The 20,656-nt window shown below is 64.3% G+C and carries 18 protein-coding genes; 11 read left to right on the plus strand and 7 right to left on the minus strand.

The genetic code is table 11. The features are described 5' to 3' along the window. The first annotated feature begins 162 nt into the window (after positions 1 to 162). The 4 genes from pdhA to OKA11_RS11025 all read left to right on the plus strand — a co-directional run bounded on the left by pdhA (position 163) and on the right by OKA11_RS11025 (position 3,938). Positions 163 to 1,251, plus strand: coding sequence for a pyruvate dehydrogenase (acetyl-transferring) E1 component subunit alpha (gene pdhA, locus OKA11_RS11010; protein WP_142633781.1), 1,089 nt, complete (start codon positions 163 to 165; stop codon positions 1,249 to 1,251). Continuing rightward, positions 1,251 to 2,606 (plus strand): pyruvate dehydrogenase complex E1 component subunit beta, encoded by a 1,356-nt coding sequence (locus OKA11_RS11015; RefSeq protein WP_267220216.1) that lies wholly within the window; start codon positions 1,251 to 1,253, stop codon positions 2,604 to 2,606. Before pdhA ends, OKA11_RS11015 begins: the two co-directional genes overlap by 1 nt. Positions 2,607 to 2,709: 103 nt before the next feature. Beyond that, entirely contained in the window at positions 2,710 to 3,390 is a 681-nt protein-coding gene (locus OKA11_RS11020) for a hypothetical protein (RefSeq protein WP_267220217.1), read from the plus strand. Between the two features lie 83 nt (positions 3,391 to 3,473). Then, a complete protein-coding gene (locus OKA11_RS11025) occupies positions 3,474 to 3,938 on the plus strand; it encodes an EF-hand domain-containing protein (protein ID WP_267220218.1) in 465 nt (154 codons plus the stop codon). A 1-nt stretch (position 3,939) separates the two neighbouring features. Here OKA11_RS11025 and trmFO read toward each other — a convergent pair whose 3' ends face one another. The 3 genes from trmFO to gyrA are packed head-to-tail and all read right to left on the minus strand — an operon-like array spanning position 3,940 to position 8,441. Further along, positions 3,940 to 5,286, minus strand: a complete 1,347-nt coding sequence (gene trmFO / locus OKA11_RS11030; protein WP_267220219.1) for a methylenetetrahydrofolate--tRNA-(uracil(54)-C(5))-methyltransferase (FADH(2)-oxidizing) TrmFO — start codon at positions 5,284 to 5,286, stop codon at positions 3,940 to 3,942. 54 nt (positions 5,287 to 5,340) lie between these two features. Next, positions 5,341 to 5,682, minus strand: coding sequence for a DUF952 domain-containing protein (locus tag OKA11_RS11035; protein WP_267220220.1), 342 nt, complete (start codon positions 5,680 to 5,682; stop codon positions 5,341 to 5,343). Continuing rightward, positions 5,679 to 8,441, minus strand: a complete 2,763-nt coding sequence (gyrA, locus tag OKA11_RS11040) for a DNA gyrase subunit A (protein WP_379489278.1) — start codon at positions 8,439 to 8,441, stop codon at positions 5,679 to 5,681. The genes OKA11_RS11035 and gyrA overlap by 4 nt, the downstream gene beginning before the upstream one ends. Before the next feature lie 317 nt (positions 8,442 to 8,758). Between gyrA and OKA11_RS11045 the strand changes: the two genes are divergently transcribed. Then, complete coding sequence (locus tag OKA11_RS11045; RefSeq protein WP_267220221.1) at positions 8,759 to 10,081, plus strand: hypothetical protein; 1,323 nt, start codon at positions 8,759 to 8,761, stop codon at positions 10,079 to 10,081. A gap of 79 nt (positions 10,082 to 10,160) precedes the next feature. Here OKA11_RS11045 and OKA11_RS11050 read toward each other — a convergent pair whose 3' ends face one another. Beyond that, the gene (locus OKA11_RS11050; RefSeq protein WP_267220222.1) at positions 10,161 to 10,835 is read right to left on the minus strand and encodes a carbonic anhydrase; all 675 of its coding nucleotides are present in this window, start codon (positions 10,833 to 10,835) and stop codon (positions 10,161 to 10,163) included. Between the two features lie 83 nt (positions 10,836 to 10,918). Between OKA11_RS11050 and lipA the strand changes: the two genes are divergently transcribed. Both lipA and OKA11_RS11060 read left to right on the plus strand, forming a co-directional pair. Then, positions 10,919 to 11,863, plus strand: a complete 945-nt coding sequence (gene lipA, locus OKA11_RS11055) for a lipoyl synthase (RefSeq protein WP_267220262.1) — start codon at positions 10,919 to 10,921, stop codon at positions 11,861 to 11,863. Between the two features lie 3 nt (positions 11,864 to 11,866). After that, positions 11,867 to 12,313, plus strand: a complete 447-nt coding sequence (locus OKA11_RS11060; protein WP_142633762.1) for a type II toxin-antitoxin system RatA family toxin — start codon at positions 11,867 to 11,869, stop codon at positions 12,311 to 12,313. 49 nt (positions 12,314 to 12,362) lie between these two features. Here the strand turns inward: OKA11_RS11060 and OKA11_RS11065 are convergent, their stop codons facing one another. Genes OKA11_RS11065 through OKA11_RS11075 form a run of 3 tightly spaced genes read right to left on the minus strand, consistent with a single transcriptional unit; the run spans position 12,363 to position 14,632 of the window. Then, the gene (locus tag OKA11_RS11065; protein WP_142633760.1) at positions 12,363 to 12,872 is read right to left on the minus strand and encodes a CinA family protein; all 510 of its coding nucleotides are present in this window, start codon (positions 12,870 to 12,872) and stop codon (positions 12,363 to 12,365) included. A gap of 1 nt (position 12,873) precedes the next feature. Further along, positions 12,874 to 13,437: a hypothetical protein gene (locus OKA11_RS11070; protein WP_267220223.1), complete on the minus strand. Its 564-nt coding sequence runs from the start codon at positions 13,435 to 13,437 to the stop codon at positions 12,874 to 12,876. A 10-nt stretch (positions 13,438 to 13,447) separates the two neighbouring features. Continuing rightward, complete coding sequence (locus OKA11_RS11075) at positions 13,448 to 14,632, minus strand: bifunctional 2-C-methyl-D-erythritol 4-phosphate cytidylyltransferase/2-C-methyl-D-erythritol 2,4-cyclodiphosphate synthase (RefSeq protein WP_267220263.1); 1,185 nt, start codon at positions 14,630 to 14,632, stop codon at positions 13,448 to 13,450. 119 nt (positions 14,633 to 14,751) lie between these two features. On the opposite strand from OKA11_RS11075, the gene dusB reads away from it, so the two are divergent. The 4 genes from dusB to OKA11_RS11095 are packed head-to-tail and all read left to right on the plus strand — an operon-like array spanning position 14,752 to position 20,647. Beyond that, the gene (gene dusB, locus OKA11_RS11080; RefSeq protein ID WP_207078559.1) at positions 14,752 to 15,795 is read left to right on the plus strand and encodes a tRNA dihydrouridine synthase DusB; all 1,044 of its coding nucleotides are present in this window, start codon (positions 14,752 to 14,754) and stop codon (positions 15,793 to 15,795) included. Then, positions 15,792 to 16,919, plus strand: a complete 1,128-nt coding sequence (locus OKA11_RS11085) for a two-component system sensor histidine kinase NtrB (RefSeq protein WP_267220224.1) — start codon at positions 15,792 to 15,794, stop codon at positions 16,917 to 16,919. Before dusB ends, OKA11_RS11085 begins: the two co-directional genes overlap by 4 nt. After that, on the plus strand, positions 16,916 to 18,361 hold the full coding sequence (locus tag OKA11_RS11090; RefSeq protein WP_267220225.1) for a sigma 54-interacting transcriptional regulator: 1,446 nt from the start codon (positions 16,916 to 16,918) through the stop codon (positions 18,359 to 18,361). Before OKA11_RS11085 ends, OKA11_RS11090 begins: the two co-directional genes overlap by 4 nt. 60 nt (positions 18,362 to 18,421) lie before the next feature. Further along, the gene (locus OKA11_RS11095) at positions 18,422 to 20,647 is read left to right on the plus strand and encodes a sensor histidine kinase (protein WP_267220226.1); all 2,226 of its coding nucleotides are present in this window, start codon (positions 18,422 to 18,424) and stop codon (positions 20,645 to 20,647) included. The last annotated feature ends 9 nt before the right edge of the window (positions 20,648 to 20,656 follow it).

Consider the following 20,656-nt stretch of genomic DNA (forward strand, 5'->3'; position numbering starts at 1 on the left):
CTTTGCTCCTAAGCTTCGTTCAGCATCATGCTGCGATGCAACATTTCCATTCGCCATAATTTTTGTGCCGGGTACGGCAAATTTCCGTCATCGCGCTTCCGATTTCCGTCCGGCGTCCTATAAGCGGCCGGTAATCAATCGCACCAACGATGGGGAGTCCCGTTGCCCAAAGCTAAGAGTGACGCCGGGTCCGGCGCCGAGCCAGCAGCCGTAGTACCGGCACAGGACGAAGACTTTGCGCTGCGCAGCCTCCAGGAAGCCCTGGAAGCCGACAAGCGCTACAAGCCCAGCAAGGAAGAGCTGCTTCACTTCTATGAGCAGATGCTGCTCATCCGCCGCTTCGAGGAACGCGCAGGCCAGCTTTACGGCTTGGGCCTGATCGGCGGTTTCTGTCACCTCTACATCGGCCAGGAAGCCGTTGCCGTGGGCCTGCAGTCCGCGCTCGACGGTGAACGCGATTCGGTCATCACCGGCTATCGCGACCACGGCCACATGCTTGCCTACGGCATCGATCCGAAGGTGATCATGGCCGAGTTGACCGGCCGCGCTGCCGGTATCTCGCGCGGCAAGGGCGGCTCGATGCACATGTTCAGCGTCGAGCATAAGTTCTACGGCGGCCACGGCATCGTCGGCGCGCAGGTCTCGCTCGGCGCAGGCCTCGCTTTCGCGCACAAGTACCGTGAAGACGGCGGCGTCGCGATGGCCTACTTCGGCGACGGCGCAGCCAACCAGGGCCAGGTCTACGAGAGCTTCAACATGGCGGCTCTCTGGAAGCTGCCGATCATCTTCGTGATCGAAAACAACGGCTACGCCATGGGCACCGCCGTGAAGCGCGGCTCGGCCGAGACGCACTTCTACCGTCGCGGCACCGCGTTCCGTATCCCTGGCATGCAGGTCGACGGCATGGACGTGCTTGAAGTCCGCAAGGCTGCTGAAGTGGCTCTGGAATATGTCCGCGCAGGCAACGGTCCGGTTCTGATGGAATTGAACACGTACCGCTATCGCGGCCACTCGATGTCGGATCCGGCGAAGTACCGCAGCCGCGAGGAAGTTCAGGACGTGCGTGAAAAGCGCGACCCGATCGATCACGCGAAGAACGAACTGATCGCCATGGGCGTGGATGAAGCCGCGCTCAAGGACATCGACAAGCGCGTGCGTGCGGCCGTCGCCGAATCGGCTGACTTTGCCGAAAATTCGCCCGAGCCCGAAGCTGCTGAACTTTATACTGACGTCCTGGTGGAGCGCTACTGATGGCGATCGAACTGAAGATGCCGGCGCTCTCTCCTACGATGGAAGAGGGCAAGCTTGCCCGCTGGCTGGTAAAGGAAGGCGACGAAGTCACTTCGGGTGACATCATCGCCGAAATCGAGACCGACAAGGCGACGATGGAATTCGAAGCCGTCGATGAAGGCACCGTCGGCAAGCTGCTTGTGGCCGAAGGCACCGACGGCGTGAAGGTTGGAACCGTGATCGCGGTTCTCGCCGGTGAAGGCGAAGATGCTTCGACCGTCTCGGCCGCTGCACCCAAGGCCGAGGCTGCTCCTGCTGCCGGCGCGGCTGCGGCTCGCCCCGAAGCACCTGCTCCGGTTGCGAAGAAGGATACTGAGGTTCCTTACGGCACCAACATGAAGACCTCGACTGTCCGCGAAGCTCTGCGCGACGCGATGGCGGAGGAAATGCGCCGCGACGACCGCGTCTTCGTGATGGGCGAGGAAGTGGCCGAATACCAGGGTGCCTACAAGGTGACCCAGGGGCTGCTCGAGGAGTTCGGTCCGCGCCGCGTGATCGATACCCCGATCACCGAGTACGGCTTTGCCGGTATCGGCACCGGCGCCGCGATGGGCGGTCTGCGTCCGGTCATCGAGTTCATGACGTTCAACTTCGCCATGCAGGCGATTGACCACATCATCAACTCGGCCGCCAAGACCAACTACATGTCTGGCGGCCAGATGCGCTGCCCGGTCGTGTTCCGTGGTCCCAACGGTGCCGCCGCCCGCGTCGGCGCGCAGCACTCGCAGAACTATGGTCCGTGGTACGCCAACGTGCCGGGTCTGGTCGTCATCGCGCCTTATGACGCGTCGGACGCCAAGGGCCTGCTCAAGGCGGCGATCCGCAGCGAGGATCCGGTCGTGTTCCTTGAGAACGAACTGGTCTATGGCCGCACCTTCGAACTGCCCGAACTCGATGATCACGTCCTGCCGATCGGCAAGGCGCGCATCATGCGCGAAGGCAAGGACGTGACCATCGTGTCCTACTCGATCGGCGTCGGCCTTGCGCTCGAAGCTGCCGAGCAACTGGCCGGTGAAGGCATCGATGCCGAAGTGATCGACCTTCGCACCCTGCGTCCGCTCGACAAGGAAACCGTGCTGGCCAGCCTCGCCAAGACGAACCGCATGGTCGTCGCGGAAGAAGGCTTCCCGGTCTGCTCGATCGCTTCGGAAATCATCGCGATCTGCATGGAAGACGGCTTCGACGACCTCGATGCCCCGGTTGTCCGCGTCTGCAACGAAGACGTGCCGCTGCCTTATGCGGCCAACCTCGAGAAGCTGGCGCTGATCGATACGCCGCGCATCGTCGAGGCGGTCCGCAAGGTCTGCTATCGCTGATCCAGCCTCGCGGCTGACATGTGAAACGGCGGCGAGGCTCAGGCTTCGCCGCCGTTTTGCGTTACGGACTTGCGCGCGAGGCCGTGCGGGCTAGAGAGGCGGGGTGTTCGAGCCATCTGCCCCTTCAAGCCGCCCCGAAGATCTCTTGCTGCCTGCGCTGCCGCAGACCATGCAACTCGCGCTGGCCTATGCCCCTGTGCGGTCGAAGCTGCCGACGCTGGCGTTGCTGGCGCTCGATCAGCGCCTGGCGGGCTTGCTGCGCCATTCGCGCGAGCCGATGATGGCGCAGATCCGCCTGGCGTGGTGGCGTGAGACGCTGGATCGCGACGCGGCGGAATGGCCGGAGGGCGAGCCGCTGCTGGCCGCCTTGCGAAGCTGGAACGGCAAGCACCGTGCTCTTGTCGGCCTGGTCGATGGCTGGGAAGCGCTGACGGGAGAAGCCCCCTTGGCGCCCTCGGCTCTGGAAGAGATGGTGGATGGCCGTGCCGCTGCTTTTGGCGGGTTGGCCGAGGCGCTCGGTCGTGACGGCGAGGCGGGGGTTGCGCGCGCTCTCGGACGGCGCTGGGCTCTGGCCGATCTTGCCACCAAACTCAACCATCCAGGTGAAAGCGTGGTGGTGCGGCGTCTGGCTCAGGCCGAGGAGGGCCGGTTGGCGCGCGTTTCGCGGATGCTGCGTCCTCTCGCCGTGCTGGAAGGGCTGGCTAGCGAGAACATGGCCAATGGCGGGCATGGCTCCGCTAAAACCGTACTGAAGGCCATGAAGATCGGCCTGCTGGGGCGCTGAATTGCCCGCGATAACAGTTATGTAATTTCCCTGGAATGCCGTGGTGAGGGGATAAGCCGCGCGCGACTTCAGGGAGTTTGGCGATGCAGCGCTTCATCCTCGGCGGTGTGACAGTGCTTGTGCTACTGTCGCTGGGCTTGTTCTGGTGGCAGGGCCGGGCGGAAGTGGAGAAGGCCGCTCCGCCGCCGGCTGTGGTACAGGCGCAGCCACAGCCCACCGAAATACCCAGCGCCGATCTCGAAAACCTTGCTGGTCCCGAATTGCCGGAGGCAACGCCGCTGACGCGCGAACAGCGGCGTTTCTCGCGTTATGACTTCAATCGTGACGGCAGGATCACGCGCGAGGAGATGCTCTCGACGCGCACATCCGCATTCCGCAAGCTCGACAAGGACGGCAACAATCTGCTGACGTTCGAGGAATGGGCCGTGGCGACAGTCGACAAGTTTGACCATGCCGACGATGACCACGACCAGATCCTGACGCCCGAGGAGTTCCGGTCAACGGCTCCGCCACCGGCGAAACCAAAGCCCAGATGTTCCTGCAAATAGCTCAGGCGGGCGAAAGGCTGGCCAGCCAGGGGGCGATGTCTTCCTTGGCGCGCTCGGTATAGGCCTCCTTGCGCTGCTTCTTCTTCACCTCGTGAAGCGGCGGAAACAGGCCGAAGTTGACGTTCATCGGCTGATAGCTGTCCGCCTCGGCGTCGCCGGTGATGTGCGAGAGCAGGGCGCCGAGCGCGGTCGTGCGCGGCGGTGCCTGCCATTCGCGGCCCGCGAGTTCGGTTGCCGTCATCAGGCCCGCCATCATGCCGACGGCGGCGCTTTCGACGTAGCCCTCGCAGCCCGTGATCTGCCCGGCAAAGCGGACGTGCGGCGCGCTTTTCAGGCGAAGCTGGCGATCCAGCAGTACCGGGGAATTCAGGAAAGTATTGCGGTGCAAACCGCCGAGGCGCGCGAATTCCGCATTTTCAAGCCCCGGAATGGTGCGGAACAGGCGCACCTGCTCGGCGTGCTTGAGCTTGGTCTGGAAGCCGACCATGTTCCACAGCGTGCCCAGCTTGTTGTCCTGCCGAAGCTGGACAACCGCATAGGCCCAGCGGCCCTTGGGGTGCTCTTCGGTCGCCCAGTGCGGATTGTCGAGTCCGACCGGCTTCATCGGGCCGAACCGCAGGGTTTCGACGCCGCGTTCGGCCATGACCTCGATCGGCATACAGCCGTCGAAATAGGGCGTGTTGGCTTCCCATTCCTTGAAGGCGGTCTTTTCGCCGTCGAGCAGGGCCTGATGGAAAGCCAGGTACTGGTCCTTGTCCATCGGGCAGTTGATGTAGTCCTTGGTCTCGCCCTTGTCCCAGCGCGAGGCCATCCAGCACACATCCATGTCGATGGTGTCGCGGTAGACGATGGGGGCGATGGCATCGAAGAACGCCAGGCTGTCCGCGCCGGTCGCCGCGCCGATGCTGTGGGCCAGCGCTTCGGCCGTGAGAGGCCCGGTGGCGACAATGGTGGTGCCGGCCTCGGGCAGAACGTCGATCCGTTCGCGCACGATGTCGAGGTTGGGCAGGGCGGCAAGGCGCGCTTCGACTTCGGCCGAGAACACGTCACGGTCGACCGCGAGCGCCGATCCTGCGGGAACCTGCGCCTTGCCCGCCGCCGACATGATCAGCGAATCGCAGCGGCGCATTTCCTCGTGGAGCAAGCCGACGGCGTTCTTTTCGTGATCGTCCGAGCGGAACGAGTTGGAGCAGACCAGTTCGGCCAGGCCATCGCCTTGATGCGCGGGGCTTCTCTCGCCCGTGCCGCGCATTTCTGAGAGGCGCACCTTGAAGCCGCGGCGGGCCAACTGCCAGGCGGCTTCGCTGCCGGCAAGGCCGCCGCCGATGATGTGAACGTCGTATGTCATGGCGCCTGCGCCTAGACCTTTGCGACGGGATGGGAAAGGGTAAGCGCGCCCCGCTTACGCAGGAAAGGTCAGCTTGCCGTCCGCGTCGTAAGCGACCGGGCCGTGCGCGATCACGGCGGAAAGCGGCAGGTCGGCGTAAATATGCGGGAACAGCGCGTCGCCGCGCGACACTTCCCACTTCACCGCATCGCCGAGCACCGTGAGATCAACGGCGGCGAGAACAAGGCTGTCCTGTCCGGCGAAGTGCTTTTCGAGCGTTTCCTGGGCCTGGGCTGCGGTCGACATGTGGATGTAGCCGTCCGCCTTGTCGATCGGCGCGCCGTCGAACACCTTGTCGGCGAGCAGTTGCTGGAACTGCTCGCCGGTCAGGATCTTGTACGCAACGGTATCGTTCACGCTTCGGATTCCGGTGCGTCGGGTGCTTCGGTCGCCGGTGTGTCGATGGCGTCGCCTTCGGCCACTTCTTCCGCTTCGGCCTCATCGAGGCGCACCGCGCTCACCACGTGTTCGCCGCCAGAGACGTTGAACAGGCGCACGCCCGCCGAACCACGGCCGATCACGCGCAGCGAATCGAGTGGCAGGCGAATCAGCTTGGCCTGATCGGTGACCAGCATGAGCTGGTCCGCACGCGTGGCGGGGAAGCTTGCGACGACAGGGCCGTTACGGGCGATGTTGTCGATATTGGTGATGCCCTGGCCGCCACGACCGGTGCGGCGATACTCGTAGGCCGAGGACAGCTTGCCATAGCCGTTGGCGCAGACCGTGAGGATGAACTGCTCCATCTCGGCCAGGTAGGTGTACCGATCGGCTTCGAGCGAGGGTTCGCCCTCCTTTTCGCCCTTCCACGGGGCAAAACGCAGATAGGCCTCGCGTTCGTCCTGGTCCTTCACGCCGACGCGGTGGAGGATCGAGAGCGAGATGACCTCGTCGTCGTCCTTCAGCGTCATCGCCTTGACCCCGGTCGAGGTGCGACTTGCAAATTCGCGCACGAGGTCGCCGGCAAAGCGGATTGCCTTGCCCTGGCGGCTAGCCAGCAGCACGTCGTCCTGATGGCTGAGCAGCGCGACGCCGATCAGGCGATCGTCGCTGTCCTCGTCGAACTTCATCGCGAACTTGCCGTTCGACGGGATGTTCGCGAAGGCGTCCATCGCGTTGCGGCGCACGTTGCCCTTGGCCGTTGCGAAGACGACCGAGAGCTTGCTCCATTCCTTCTCGTCCTCGGGCAGGGCGAGAACGGTCTGGATCGTCTCGTCCTTGTCCAGCGCGGGCAGGAGGTTGACGATCGGGCGACCGCGCGTGGTCGGGCCGCCTTCGGGCAGCTTGTAGACCTTGAGGCGGTAGACCTTGCCGGCGGTCGAGAAGAACAGCACCGGATTGTGCGTGGAGGTCACGAACATCGTCGTCACCACGTCCTCGTCCTTCGTCGCCATGCCGGCGCGGCCCTTGCCGCCACGGTTCTGGGCCCGGAAGGTCGAGAGCGGGGTGCGCTTGATGTAGCCGTCCATGGTCACGGTAACGACCATGTCCTCGCGCTCGATCAGGTCCTCGTCCTCGATGCCTTCGGCGGCGCCGGTCATCACGGACACGCGCGGGGTCGCATAGAGGTCGCGCACTGCCACCAGTTCGCCGCGCATGACGCCGTAAAGCTTCACGCGGTCGGAGAGGATCGAGAGATATTCCTCGATCGCGGCGGCGAGTTCCTTGAGTTCGTCGCCGATCTCGTCGCGGCCCAGCGCCGTCAGGCGATGCAGGCGCAAGTCGAGGATCGCCTTCACCTGGATCTCGGACAGGCGATAGACGCCGCCGGTTTCCTCGGCATTGGGTTCGATGGCTTCGACCAGGCGGATATAGGGCGCGATGTCACCGATCGGCCATTCGCGGGCCAGCAGGCGAGCGCGGGCTTCCGCCGGGTTCGGCGCGCCGCGGATGATCTTCACCACTTCGTCGAGGTTCGAGACCGCGACGACCAGGCCGAGCAAGATGTGCGCCCGGTCACGCGCCTTGTTCAGTTCGAACTTGGTGCGGCGGGTGATGACTTCTTCGCGGAACTGGATGAACGAGGCGAGGATGTCGCGCAGGTTGAAGACTTCGGGACGGCCGTTCTTGATGGCCAGCATGTTGGCCGCGAAATTCGACTGTGCCGGAGTGTTGCGCCAGACCTGGTTGAGCACGACTTCCGGCGTGGCATCGCGCTTGAGGTCGATGACCACGCGCATGCCTTCGCGGTTCGATTCGTCGCGGATGTCCGCGATGCCTTCGATGCGCTTGTCCTTGGCGGCTTCGGCGATCTTCTCGACGAGACCGGCCTTGCCGACCTGGTAGGGGATCGAGGTGAGCACGATCGAGCGACGGTCGCCGCGACCTTCCTCGATCTCGTGGCGGCAGCGCATGATGATCGAGCCGCGCCCGGTCAGGTACGCGTTGCGGGCACCGCCCTGGCCAAGGATCAGCGGAGCGGTCGGGAAGTCCGGTCCCGGAATGATCTGGATCAGTTCCTCGATGGTGACCGCCGGATTGTCGATCATGGCAAGGCAGCCGTCGATCACTTCGCCGAGGTTGTGCGGCGGAATGTTCGTGGCCATGCCGACGGCGATACCGCCCGCGCCATTGACGAGCAGGTTCGGGAAGCGTGCCGGCAGTACCGTCGGCTCGCTTTCGGAACCGTCGTAGTTGTCGGCGAAGTCGACCGTGGCCTTCTCGATGTCGGCCAGAAGCTCGTTCGACACCTTGTCGAGGCGTGCTTCGGTGTAACGCATGGCGGCCGGCGGATCGGGGTCCATCGAGCCGAAGTTGCCCTGACCGTCGATCAGCGGCAGTCGCATCGACCAGGGCTGCGTCATACGGGCCAGCGCGTCGTAGATCGCGCTGTCGCCATGCGGGTGATATTTACCCATGACGTCACCGACGATGCGGCTCGACTTGCGGTACGGGCGGCCCGCAACGTAGCCCGCTTCGTGGCAGCTATAGAGAATGCGGCGATGGACGGGCTTGAGGCCGTCGCGCACGTCGGGCAGCGCGCGGCTCACGATCACGCTCATCGCGTAATCGAGATAGCTCGTCTTCATCTCATCGACGATGTCGATGCGTGTGTATTCGCCTTCGGGGCCGGTGTGTCCGGAACCGTTCTGCTCGGGAATGTCGGTGTCGTCGCTCACGCGCTGGATCGTTCGTTGCTGCGGGACAAGGGTTGATATTCGGCCCTAGGGCATGCGGCGGATGAAAGCCACCGGAACGCATGCGGGGAGAGGGGTGGGCATTGCTTTTTCCACACTTATGGCAAGGCATTGCGGGAGAGCTGCGGCGAAGCCCTGCGAACTTGCGACGAATTGCATTCAATCAGCGTTCAGTGGGGTGCGTCTAATCGGGCGACAAGGTTGCCAAGCGGCGATTTCGCCGTCAAACCGGCCCGGCGAATTTATAGTGCCGTGGTTCGCGGCGCGACCGTACATGTCTTTTTGAGGAGTTGGCCTTGATGGCTCGCAAGTTCCTGATTTCCCGTGTTGCCCTTGCCGTGGCCCTGGGCGGCGGCATGGCCGTGGCGATGGCGCCGGTGGCTTCGGCCAAGGAAGCCAAGAAGTCCGAAAGCAAGTACTCGGAAGCCTTCATCAAGGCTGCTGGACCGATCGAGAAGGCGATCAACGCCGCGACCGCCGCCATTCCGCAGGGTGCGGGCGCGGATGCCTTCCCGGCGGCCAAGGCCAGCATCGACACCGCGCTCGGCGGCAACGGCAAGGCGGCCATCGAGGCTGCGCTGCCCTCGGCCACCACGCCGGATGACAAGATGGCGATGGGCCAGTTCGCGCGCACTTATGGCGTGCTGTCGCAGGATCTCGCCTTCAAGCAGAAGGGTGTCCTGCTTATGATCGAGAGCGGCAAGGTTCCCGCCGCCTCGCTTCCCGCGACCTATTTCGATGCCGGCGTCAACGCCTTCAACCTGAAGGACTATGCGACCGCTGCGACCTATGTGAAGCAGGCCAAGGATGCCGGTTATCAGGATCCCCAGAACCAGCTCGACCTGATCCTGTCGGAGTCCTACAAGCGCGGCGGTAACCCGCAGGCGGCGATGGACATGGCGAAGGCCGAAGTCGACGGCGCCAAGGCCAAGGGTGTGGCGCCGAGCGAAACGTCGATCCGCAACGTGCTTCAGGCGGCTTATACCGCCAAGCAGCTCGACGCCTCGGCAGACTACGCGGCGATGCTCGCGCAGTACTATCCGCGCAAGGACACCTGGAACATCTCGGCCTCGATCGTGCGCCAGCTTGGGTCGTTCGAGAAGTCGGACAACCTCGACCTCATGCGCCTGATGTTCGTCACCGGCGGCATGAAGGACAAGCGCGACTACTATGAGTACCTGGAAAACGCCGATCCGCGCGCTTATCCGGGTGAAGCACTCAAGGTCATGGATCAGGGGCTGGCCAAGGGCCTGCTCACGCAGGCGGAGATCGGCGCCGATCGCACCAATGCCGCCTCGCGCGTCGCTGGCGACAAGGCCTCTCTCGCCGCGACCGAACGCGATGCCCAGAAGCCGGGCGCTACCGCAGCCCAGATCATGGGCGCGGCCGACGTGCTGCTCAGCTATGAACAGTATGCCAAGGTCGAGGCGCTGCTCCAGTCTGCGCTGACCAAGCCGGGTGTCGATGCCAACAAGGCCAACCTGCGCCTCGGCATGGCCCAGGCTATGCAGGGCAAGGTTGCCGAAGCACAGGCCACGCTCGCAAAGGTGACCGACAAGCGCTCGTCGATTGCCAAGCTGTGGTCGGCCTATGCGGCCACCAAGGGCAAGCCGGCCGCCTGATCGGCCATACCAGCCCAAGACAAAGGGCGGCGGGATTACCCGCCGCCCTTCTTGTTTGTGGCCTGTCGGTAGGGAGCGGTCAGGCTACCGGTGCAAACTCGCCGGTTTTCTGATCCATCAGGTGCAGCACGCCATCGGAAATGGCGAAGAAGGTGCCGCGCAGGGTCAGTTCACCGTTCTTCACTTTGTGGCGCACGCAGGGGAACGACATCAGGTTCTCGATGCTGACGCGCACCGCAGCCTGTTCCATTTCCCGCTCGGCAGGACGGCCGGAGGTGCCGAATTCGGCTGCGACGGGGGCGCGGGCCTCGTCCAGCATCGAGATCCAGTCGGCAATGAAGCCGCCTTCACCTGGCTCGGTGCCGTGAAGTTCCTGCGTCAGCGCCGCCTTGCAGCCACCGCACATGCCGTGGCCCATGACCACGATTTCCTTCACCTTCAGCACCTGCACCGCAAATTCCAGGGCGGCGGACACGCCGTGGTGGCCGGGCGAGGTCTCGAAGGGGGGAACAAGGGCGGCGACGTTGCGGACCACGAAGATCTCGCCGGGGTCGACGTCGAAGATCTGCGAAGGATCGACGCGGCTGTCGGAGCAGGCGACGATCATCACTTCGGGTTGCTGGCCTTCGCTGAGGCGGGCCCAGCGTTCGCGGTGCGGGGTCCAGCCCGAGTCGCGGAAGCGGCGGTAGCCGGCGATCAAACCATCGAGCACGCGATTGTCGCCTGCGCTGGTTCCGGTGGAAGAATCGGTCATGGGGGCCTCCGTTGAAACGCACGCAACCCATAGACCGGATATTCGCACTGGCAAGCGGCGGCGCTTGCGACTATCTGGGCCCCATGAACGACCTCTCTTCCGTGCCGAGCCCCGAGCAGAAGCCCGAACGTCAGCGCAAGCCCGACTGGATCCGCGTGAAGGCGCCGACCAGCAAGGGTTATGGCGAAACGCGCCAGCTCATGCGGGACCTGAAGCTCAATACGGTCTGCGAAGAGGCCGCTTGCCCGAATATCGGCGAGTGCTGGACCAAGAAGCACGCCACGGTGATGATCCTGGGCGATACCTGCACCCGCGCCTGTGCGTTCTGCAATGTGAAGACCGGGATGCCCGGCCGCGTCGACCCGCTTGAGCCCGAACACGTGGCGGAACTCGCGGTGAAGACCGGTCTGGAGCATATCGTCATCACCTCTGTCGATCGCGACGATCTTCCCGATGGCGGTGCCAACCAGTTCGTCAAGGTGATCCAGGCGCTGCGCGCGGCAACGCCCAATACCACCATCGAGATCCTGACGCCCGATTTCCGCGGCAAGATGCGCCGCGCGGTCGAGGTCATCGTCGAGGCCGGGCCCGACGTCTACAATCACAACCTCGAGACGGTTCCCCGCCTTTACCCGACCATTCGTCCCGGTGCACGTTACTACGCATCGCTGCGCCTGCTCGAAGAGGTGAAGGCTCACAATCCGCTGATCTTCACCAAGTCCGGCGTGATGCTGGGGCTGGGCGAAGAGCGCCTCGAAGTCCATCAGGTGATGGACGACATGCGCTGCGCCGACATCGATTTCCTGACCATGGGCCAGTACCTGAGGCCGACGCCCAAGCACGCCGAGGTCAAGGAGTTCGTCACCCCCAAGGCTTTCGATGCCTATGGCGCGATTGCCCGTGCCAAGGGTTTCCTGCAGGTCGCCTCCTCGCCGCTGACGCGTTCGAGCTACCATGCCGGAAAGGACTTTGCGGAAATGCGTGCGGCGCGTGAAGCCAAGCTCGCAAAGGCCGCTCCGAAGGCCTGACCCATGCCCGGTATTCATGAGACGCAGCGGCTGCCCTACAGCGCCGAACAGATGTTCGATCTTGTCGCGGACGTAGGCCGCTACCAGGAGTTCCTGCCCTGGGTGGTCGCCACCCGTGTCAAGTCGGACGACGGCAGCGAGATGATCGCGGATATGCTGGTCGGCTTCAAGGCGCTGCGCGAAAAGTTCACCTCACGCGTCGAGAAGGTCCGTCCGCGCGAGATCAAGGTGCATTATGTCGACGGGCCGATGAAGGATCTCGACAACCACTGGATCTTCCATCCGGTGGATGCGCATAGCTGCGACATCGAGTTCGACGTGCGCTTCAGCTTCCGCAACGTGCTGTTCGAGAAGCTGGCCGGCCAGTATTTTGACAAGGCCTTCCGCAAGATGGTCGCCGCGTTCGAAACTCGGGCTCACGAACTCTACGGCGAGCCTCAGGAAAGCTGAGTTTCATGAGTTTGGAGCGGCCTGCTACGAGGGCCGCTCCATCCTTCCTTCAGGCGTTTTCGGGCAGCAGCAGTTCCAGTGCGATCAGCGCGGCCTGATGGCGGATTTCCGTCCGGCCGGTGCCGTCCAGCAGCTTCTGCTCGGCATCTTCCTCTTCCGCGCCGCGCAAGGCGCGTGCGAAGACCACGGTTCCAACAGGCTTGAACTCGCTGCCGCCGTCAGGGCCGGCGATGCCGCTGATCGCCACGGCCACATCCGCCCGGCTGTTCGCGATGGCGCCTTGCGCCATGGCCCATGCCGTGGCGGGTGATACCGCGCCCAGCGTATCGATGATGTCCGGCGAGACGCCCAGCAGTTCCTGCTTGGCCTCGTTCGAATACGTCACGAAGCCGCGATCCAGTACCGCCGAAGAGCCCGGAACTTCGGTCAATGCCGCGCAGACGAGGCCGCCCGTGCAGCTTTCCGCGACCGCCACCTTGCGGCCGGCAGCCTTGTTCTCGGTAATGACGCGCTCCGCCAGCGCGTAGAGATCCTGCGGGAAAAGGAGGGTGTCGGGCATGTCAGTCCTTGCAGAGGGTCAGGCCGGCGATCTTCGCCTTGTCGGCCACATCAGCGGGCGCGACGTCCTTGGCCTTCGCGGTCATCTCGACGATCAGCGCGATAAGTCCGGCGGTGTTTTCGGGCGGCAGCGGGGCGAGCAGGTCGACCGCAAGATCGATCCGGTCGCACGACTTGAGCGGCAGGTGCTGCGAAACCAGTCCCTCGACCGTGATGTCGACCAGGGGGCGCAGCGATTCGTCGGGCAGGTTGCGCGCGAACTTGGCAACATCGCTGCTTCGCCCTTGGGAAAGCTTCAGGAAAGCGGCCTTGGCTTCCGGCCAGGAACGTCCTTTCTGCGACGCATAGCGCGCTGCCAGTTCGCTGCCGTGCGTCCTTAAATAGGAGTCGGACGGCAGAACCTGCTCGCAGCGCTTGGCGGTGCCGGAAATGACCTGGGGCAGGGCGTAAGTGAACATGGCCTGCGCTTCGGGCCGTGTCAGGCATGCGGTTTCGGCCTGCGCGACGCTTGGAGCGGTTCCCAGCAGCATCGCGGCGAGGATGAGTGTCTTGCGGTGAACGGTCATCGACTATTCCCTAGAGGCGGATCAGGCTGACGGCGGCTTGTGCCGCGATGCCTTCGGACCTGCCGGTGAAACCCAGTTTCTCGGTCGTGGTTGCCTTGACGCTGACGGCGGCGGAATCGACGCCGAGAATTTCGGCAAGCCGGGCGCGCATGGCTTCGCGGTGCGGGCCGATCTTGGGGGCTTCGCAGATGATCGTGACGTCGGCATTGGCAAGCATGTAGCCCGCCTTGGCGACCAGTGATCCGGCGTGCGCGAGGAAGCGATCGGAGGCGGCGCCCTTCCATTGCGGATCGCTCGGCGGGAAGTGCTGGCCGATGTCGCCTGCGCCGATCGCGCCCAGCAGGGCATCGACCAGCGCGTGGATGGCCACGTCGGCGTCGCTGTGGCCCGAAAGGCCGTGGCTGTGCTCGATCTTCACTCCGCAGAGCCAGAGGTCCTCGCCTGCTTCGAGGCGGTGGACGTCATAGCCGGTACCGACGCGGATCGGCGGGGCGGAGGGCGCGAAGTCGGTTGCGTACGTCAGTTTGTGCAAGGCTTCGTCTCCTTCGACGAGCGCGATTTGAAGGCCGTCAGCCTGCGCGACCTGGGCATCGTCGCCGGCATGGGAAGGGCCTTCCCAGTTGCGATGGGCGGCGAGGATTTCGGCGAATCGGAATGCCTGCGGGGTCTGGACGCGGCGCAGGTCTTCGCGGCGGGCGGGAGCGCCCATCGTCTCGCCCTCTGCGCCCATCTCCGCATGCGCAAGGCTATCGACCACCGGCAGCACCGGAATTGCGCCTGGATGGCGGTCCAGCGCCGCCGTTAATCGCGCGATCACGGCGGCAGGCAGGACCGGGCGGGCGGCGTCGTGGATCAGCACGAGGTCCGGCGCAGATCCGGCCAGCACCTCAAGTCCGATCCGAACCGATTCCTGACGAGTCGCGCCGCCCGCCGTCAGCTGGATGTCCTTGATCCCCGAAAGAATTTCGCGAACCAGCGGATCGGCGCCTTCCGGGATGGCCACGAGGATTGGCGCCACACCGGCGTTCGCCAGGGCCTCCACCGAGTGCCGCAGCACCGGCTTGCCGCGCCAGAGCGCAAATTGCTTGGGAAGAGGCTGGCCGGCGCGAAGTCCCTGGCCGGCTGCAACGACGATGGCTGCGGCCTTCTGCCCGGCTATGCTTCGCGCCTGCGAAATTGTCTGGTCCTGCGACATCGTGCCTGCCGGTAATCGCTTGCCGTCCCGAGGGCAATCCACTATGCGCTGCCTGTTTTTTAGGCATGTCACGTTTTTTAGGCACGTGGCGTCATTCAGGCAATTGTCGGGCTCGCATCATGAACGAACTTCCCACTCCTCCGGCCATGAAGCCGATCGAAGTTGGTCCCGTGCGGATCGAGTGTCCGGTCGTGCTGGCGCCAATGACCGGGGTTTCGGACCTGCCGTTCCGCCGTATGGTGCGCAGCTTCGGCTCGGGCCTCAACGTCACCGAGATGATTGCCAGCCCGGCGGCCATCCGGGAGACTCGCGTGTCGCTCCAGAAGGCGATGTGGGATCCGGTGGAAGATCCGGTGTCGATGCAGCTTGTCGGTTGCGATCCCGAGCAGATGGGCGAGGCCGCCAAGTTGGTCGAGGATCGCGGCGCAGCGATCATCGACATCAACATGGGATGCCCGGTCCGCAAGGTCGTCAACGGCGATGCCGGTTCGGCGCTGATGCGCGATGTGCCTCTGGCGACCCGCCTGATCGAGGCGACGGTGAAGGCCGTCAAGGTACCGGTCACCGTCAAGATGCGCATGGGCTGGTGTCATGACAGCCTCAACGCTCCGGAACTCGCGCGCATTGCCGAGGACTTGGGTGCGAAGATGATCACCGTTCATGGTCGTACCCGCAACCAGATGTACAAGGGCTCGGCCGACTGGGCTTTCGTGCGCGGGGTCAAGGACGCGGTTTCCATCCCGGTGATCGTCAATGGCGATATCTGCGGGATCGAAGATGCGGCCAAGGCGCTGGAACAGTCGGGCGCGGATGGCCTGATGGTCGGGCGCGGTGCCTACGGCAAGCCCTGGGCGCTGGCGCAGATCATGCAGTGGTGGCGCGGGAACGGCTTCGGGGCTGAGCCGGGCTTCGGCGCCCAGTACGAGATCATTCGCGAGCATTACGAAGAGATGCTCAGCCATTATGGGCGCGAGACCGGAGTGAAGATGGCCCGCAAGCATCTGGGCTGGTACGTGCGCGGCATTCGCGGGTCGGCGGAGTTCAGAAATCACGTGAACTTCATTGACGATCCCGATCGTGTGCTTGCCGAACTTGCTGAGTTCTACGCTCCGTATCGCGATGAACCCGGCGAGGCGAACACCCTTCAGCGTCAGGCTGCATGAACGCCCCTTCGGTCAATGCTCGGCCGGACATCGGGCGGTTGATGGCAAGCCTGCCGGTGGCCGTTGTGGTGCTGGAGCCGGGTCTCAGGATCGCCTCGCTCAATCCGGCGGCGGAACAGTTCTTCGGGCAATCCGCCCGCCGTCTTGTCGGCAATCGCTTGCGCGACGTCATGACGGTGCCCGACGCGCGCCTGCTGGAGCGTCTGGACGATTACGAAACGCCGGTTTCCGCGCGTGAGGTGACGGTCTCAATCCGCGGGCGCGGGGTTCTGCGCATCGATGTCAACGTCGCGCCGGTGGCCGACACCCCGGGCTGGCAGGTCCTGACGATCCACGACAACAGCGCCACCGATGCGCTGGGAGACGATTCCGGCAGCGCCGACAATGCCGTCCTGCGCGGCCCGGAGATCATGGCGCACGAGATCAAGAACCCATTGGCGGGCATTCGCGGGGCAGCGCAACTGCTGGGGCGCCATGCCAGCGAGCGCGATCTTCCGCTGACCGAACTCATTACTTCCGAAGTGGACCGGATCGCCAACCTGATCGAACGCATGCAGAAGCTGTCCCGTCGCACGACGCCGCCAGTCGAGCCGTGCAACCTCCACGAGGCCGCTCGCCGCGCCATCGACGTTCTTTCGGCGGCGCATGAGGGATCGGTGGTAAGGGTAAGAATTAAAGAGGAATTTGACCCCTCTTTGCCCGCCGTACTCGGTAGTCCCGACGCCCTTGTTCAGGTGATAATCAACCTTGTCGCCAATGCCCGTGAAGCCTGCCAGGGGGAAGCTGCGCCGCGAGTGGCCATTCGCACCCGCTTTGCCAGCGGCCTCCAGCTTCACGCCACCGATTCGGGTGAGCCGGTGCGGCTCCCCGTCGAACTGCGCGTCACCGACAACGGTCCCGGCGTCGATGCGGCGATGCGCGAGCACATTTTCGAGCCCTTCGTCACCACCAAGAAGGCGGGGCAGGGGCTTGGCTTGCCGTTGGTGCGCAAGCTTGTTCGCGACATGAACGGGCGCATCACCCACGAACGCGACGATGAAGCGGGGCTGACGCACTTTCGCGTTCACCTGCCGCTTGCGCGTGAAACCCGCGGCAAGGCGAGCAGGAGAAAGGTCGCGCCATGAGTGTTCTGCTGGTCGAGGACGACGTCTCGATCGCCATCGTCATTACCGCCGCGCTGGAGGCCGAGGGCTTTGCGGTGACGCATTGCCAGACCATCGCCGAGCGTGACCGCCTATTGGGGGAGCGTGGTTTCGACGCCCTGGTCACCGACGTCATGCTGCCGGACGGCAACGGAATCGAGACGATTGATCGTGCGAGGGTGCTGCACCCCTTGATGCCGATCATCATTCTTTCGGCGCAGAACACGCTCGATACCGCCGTGCGGGCGAGCGATACCGGCGCCTTCGAGTATTTTCCCAAGCCCTTCGACATCGACGAACTGGCGCGCACCGTGCGCCAGGCTGCCGGAGCGGGCAAGGAACTGCTGCCGGACGGGGATGAGCCGCTGGGCGACGGCCTGCCGCTGGTGGGGCGCAGTGTCGCCATGCAATCGGTTTTCCGCATGATTACGCGGGTCCTGCGCAACGACCTGACCGTGCTGATCCTGGGAGAATCGGGAACCGGCAAGGAGCTGGTGGCCGAAGCCGTGCACAATCTCGGCCATCGCCGGGCCGGACCGTTCATCGCGGTCAACACCGCAGCGATCCCGGCCGACCTGATCGAGAGCGAGTTGTTCGGCCACGAGAAGGGTGCCTTCACCGGCGCTGTCGCGCGCCATGTCGGCAAGTTCGAGCAGGCTTCCGGCGGCACGCTGTTCCTGGACGAGATCGGTGACATGCCGATGCAGGCACAGACCCGCCTCCTTCGCGCCCTCCAGTCCGGCACTGTCAGGCGTGTTGGCGGACGCGAGGAGGTCCGCCTCGACGTTCGCATCATCGCAGCGACCAACAAGGATCTCGAACCGGAGATCGCTGCAGGGCGCTTCCGTGAGGATCTCTATTACCGCCTCAACGTCGTGCCGATCCATATGCCGCCCCTGCGCGAGCGCCGCGACGACATCGAGGTTCTTGCCCGCCACTTCCTGCAACTGGCCGCTGGTGAAGGGCTTCCGCGCCGCCAGTTGAGTGTTGAAGCAGGGCAATTGCTGGCCCGGCAGCCGTGGCGTGGCAATGTGCGCGAACTCAAGAACGTGATCTATCGCCTCGCCTTGCTGGCGCGGGAGGATATGATCGATGCCGAAAGCGTACAGGCCTTGCTCAGCCCGGATGCAGCCACGGCGGCTACCGGGGATGACCTTTCGGGCGGCGGAGAGAGTGCCGCGATCGGGCAAGGGGGCATTGCCGATGCGGTCAGTCGCTGGCTCGCAGCCGAACGGCCTGCCAGCGGCACGATCTACGAAGCGGCAGTGGCTGCCTTTGAGCGGCCCTTGTTCAGCGAAGTGCTGCGCGAGACCGGCGGGAACCAGCTTCGGGCCGCCCAGGCATTGGGTATCAATCGCAACACCTTGCGCAAGCGATTGAGCGAACTTGCGCTCGATCCCGAGGAATTCACCCGTCGTTCATGAGCCGCGCTTGATGCATTTGCACTTGCAAACCGGCAACACTGGCGTTGTAACTCGGCCACGATGAACGAACAATGGGTCCGCAAGCGCGCTTGGCCGCGTTGGTGGCGGCGTGTCCAGATCGGGGCGCGCCGAGCGAATTTCTTTGCGGTCATGGAAGTCGCCTCCATTCTCGCCTTCCTGGCGATGACGGCGGCAACCTGGATGGCGCTCAATACCGGGGCGGACAAGCGAACGCTGCTCCCCTCGAACCTGACGGCCACGCTGCTTGTCGGGACGCTGGTGCCGGCCATGGCGATCCTGGTGCTGTTCGGGCGCCGGATGGCCCTGCGCCGCGCGGCCGAACATATCGGCGGCACCGGGCAGATGCACGTGCGCATGGTGTTCATCTTCTCGTTGATCGCTGCGGTGCCGACCCTGCTTGTGGTGGTCTTCGCATCCTGGCTGTTTCAGTCGGGCGTGGAGTTCTGGTTCTCGGATTCCTCGCGCGGCCTGCTGGAAAATGCCAACAAGCTGGCCCGTGGCTATTACGAGCAGACCCAGCGCGACGTCGGTTACGAATCTGTGGCCATGGCGCAGGACACGCGGGACTGGCTGGGTGAATATCCGGTGGGTAGCCGTGAATTCCAGGCGTTTTTCGGCGACCAGGTCTATCGCCGCAACCTTTCGGTCGCCGCCCTGGTTCAGGTGACGCCCGACGGTGAGCAGCGCACGCCGATCATCGTCGATCCGGACCGGAAATCGGATTCCAAGCGGATCGCGCCGGATGTTCAGCAAAGGCTTCAAAAGGAGCCTTACGTCGTCACTTCGGACGCCAACCGGATCGTGGCGGTCGTCCCGATCGAGCGAGATGCCGGGATCTATCTCTACGCGGCGCGTAGCAACGACTTGCTCGCCCTGAGCCAGGGACAACGCGCCGAAAACGCCGAGAATATCGTCCAGGCCTACGAAGTGCTGACAAGCCGCGCGCGGGTTTTCCAGTTGCGCTTCAACATCGCGTTGTTCATCGCCTCGCTCGCACTCGTGGGGCTGGCTGTCTGGTTCGCGCTGCGATTTGCGGACAGGCAGGTCAAGCCGCTCTACGAACTTGTCGACGCGGCACGTACGGTCGGCAGTGGCAATTTTGCGCTCCGTCTGGAGGGAAGAGTGGGCACCGACGAGATCGGGCTGCTCAACCGTGCCTTCAACCGGATGACCGCGCAGATCGAGAAGCAGACCCAGGCTTTGTTGGGGGCCAACCGGCAACTGCACGAACGCCGTATCTTCATCGAGGCGGTGCTGGAATCGGTCACCTCGGGTATCATCTCGCTCGACAAGGAGGGCTACATCCTCCTGATGAACAGCACCGCGCTCAAGCTGCTCACCACGCTGGAGCAGGTGCCGGAGGGCACTCCGCTGGCCGATGTGGCCGCGCAGTTCGCCGCGCTGGTCGAGCAGGGAAGTAGCGGCGGGCTTGTTCAGTACCACCGGCACGGCGACCTGCTCACGTTTGCGGTCAAGGTCACGCGCGATGCGACCGGCTATGTCATCACCTTTGAGGACATCACCCGCCAGTTGCTGGACCAGCGCACCGCGGCCTGGTCCGATGTCGCGCAGCGCATCGCCCACGAGATCAAGAACCCGCTGACGCCGATCCAGCTCGCGACCGAACGCCTCAGTCGGCGCTATCGCAAGCAGATCGTCGACAATCCGGAACTGTTCGAGGATCTGACCCGCACGATCATCCGCCAGGTCGGAGACCTGCGCAAGATGGTTGACGAGTTCTCGTCCTTCGCCCGCCTGCCCAAGCCGGTCTTCCGGCCTGAGGACCCGGTCGCGCTGACCCGGCAGGCCTTGTTCCTGCAGGAAGTCGCCCGTCCGGACATCGCCTTCAGCTTTGCCAGCGACGGGGCGATCGGTTCGATCGACTGCGATCGTCACCAGTTCGGCCAGGCTATGACCAACGTGCTCAAGAACGCGGTAGAGGCGATCGAGGCCAAGGCCAAGGATGCCGGTGACGACTACCACGGTGCCATCACCGTCTCTGTCGACGCGCTGAGCGGCGCCATCCTTGTGCAGATCGCCGACAACGGCATCGGTCTGTCACAGGACCGTGAACGCATCATCGAGCCTTACGTGACCACGCGCGAGAAGGGGACCGGCCTCGGTCTTGCCATCGTCAACAAGATTATCGAAGAGCATGGCGGCGAAATGCAGTTCCTGCCGACGCTTGGCGGCGGGACCACGGTGACCATGCGGTTCGCCGTCGATCCCACCGCGCAGGCCCGCAAGGCGGAGGCCGCTGAATGACAGGGCGTC

This window comes from Novosphingobium clariflavum (assembly GCF_026420865.1).
Lineage (GTDB): Bacteria > Pseudomonadota > Alphaproteobacteria > Sphingomonadales > Sphingomonadaceae > Novosphingobium > Novosphingobium clariflavum.

Excerpts from the sequence above, each read along its gene's own strand:
- lipA (WP_267220262.1), top strand. The coding sequence starts at position 10,919 with ATGAACGACCTCTCTTCCGTGCCGAGCCCCGAGCAGAAGCCCGAACGT.
- OKA11_RS11090 (WP_267220225.1), top strand. The coding sequence starts at position 16,916 with ATGAGTGTTCTGCTGGTCGAGGACGACGTCTCGATCGCCATCGTCATT.
- OKA11_RS11075 (WP_267220263.1), bottom strand. The coding sequence starts at position 14,632 with ATGTCGCAGGACCAGACAATTTCGCAGGCGCGAAGCATAGCCGGGCAG.
- OKA11_RS11070 (WP_267220223.1), bottom strand. The coding sequence starts at position 13,437 with ATGACCGTTCACCGCAAGACACTCATCCTCGCCGCGATGCTGCTGGGA.
- OKA11_RS11085 (WP_267220224.1), top strand. The coding sequence starts at position 15,792 with ATGAACGCCCCTTCGGTCAATGCTCGGCCGGACATCGGGCGGTTGATG.
- OKA11_RS11065 (WP_142633760.1), bottom strand. The coding sequence starts at position 12,872 with ATGCCCGACACCCTCCTTTTCCCGCAGGATCTCTACGCGCTGGCGGAG.
- OKA11_RS11095 (WP_267220226.1), top strand. The coding sequence starts at position 18,422 with ATGAACGAACAATGGGTCCGCAAGCGCGCTTGGCCGCGTTGGTGGCGG.
- OKA11_RS11050 (WP_267220222.1), bottom strand. The coding sequence starts at position 10,835 with ATGACCGATTCTTCCACCGGAACCAGCGCAGGCGACAATCGCGTGCTC.
- dusB (WP_207078559.1), top strand. The coding sequence starts at position 14,752 with ATGAACGAACTTCCCACTCCTCCGGCCATGAAGCCGATCGAAGTTGGT.
- OKA11_RS11045 (WP_267220221.1), top strand. The coding sequence starts at position 8,759 with ATGGCTCGCAAGTTCCTGATTTCCCGTGTTGCCCTTGCCGTGGCCCTG.
- OKA11_RS11025 (WP_267220218.1), top strand. The coding sequence starts at position 3,474 with ATGCAGCGCTTCATCCTCGGCGGTGTGACAGTGCTTGTGCTACTGTCG.
- OKA11_RS11015 (WP_267220216.1), top strand. The coding sequence starts at position 1,251 with ATGGCGATCGAACTGAAGATGCCGGCGCTCTCTCCTACGATGGAAGAG.
- OKA11_RS11060 (WP_142633762.1), top strand. The coding sequence starts at position 11,867 with ATGCCCGGTATTCATGAGACGCAGCGGCTGCCCTACAGCGCCGAACAG.
- trmFO (WP_267220219.1), bottom strand. The coding sequence starts at position 5,286 with ATGACATACGACGTTCACATCATCGGCGGCGGCCTTGCCGGCAGCGAA.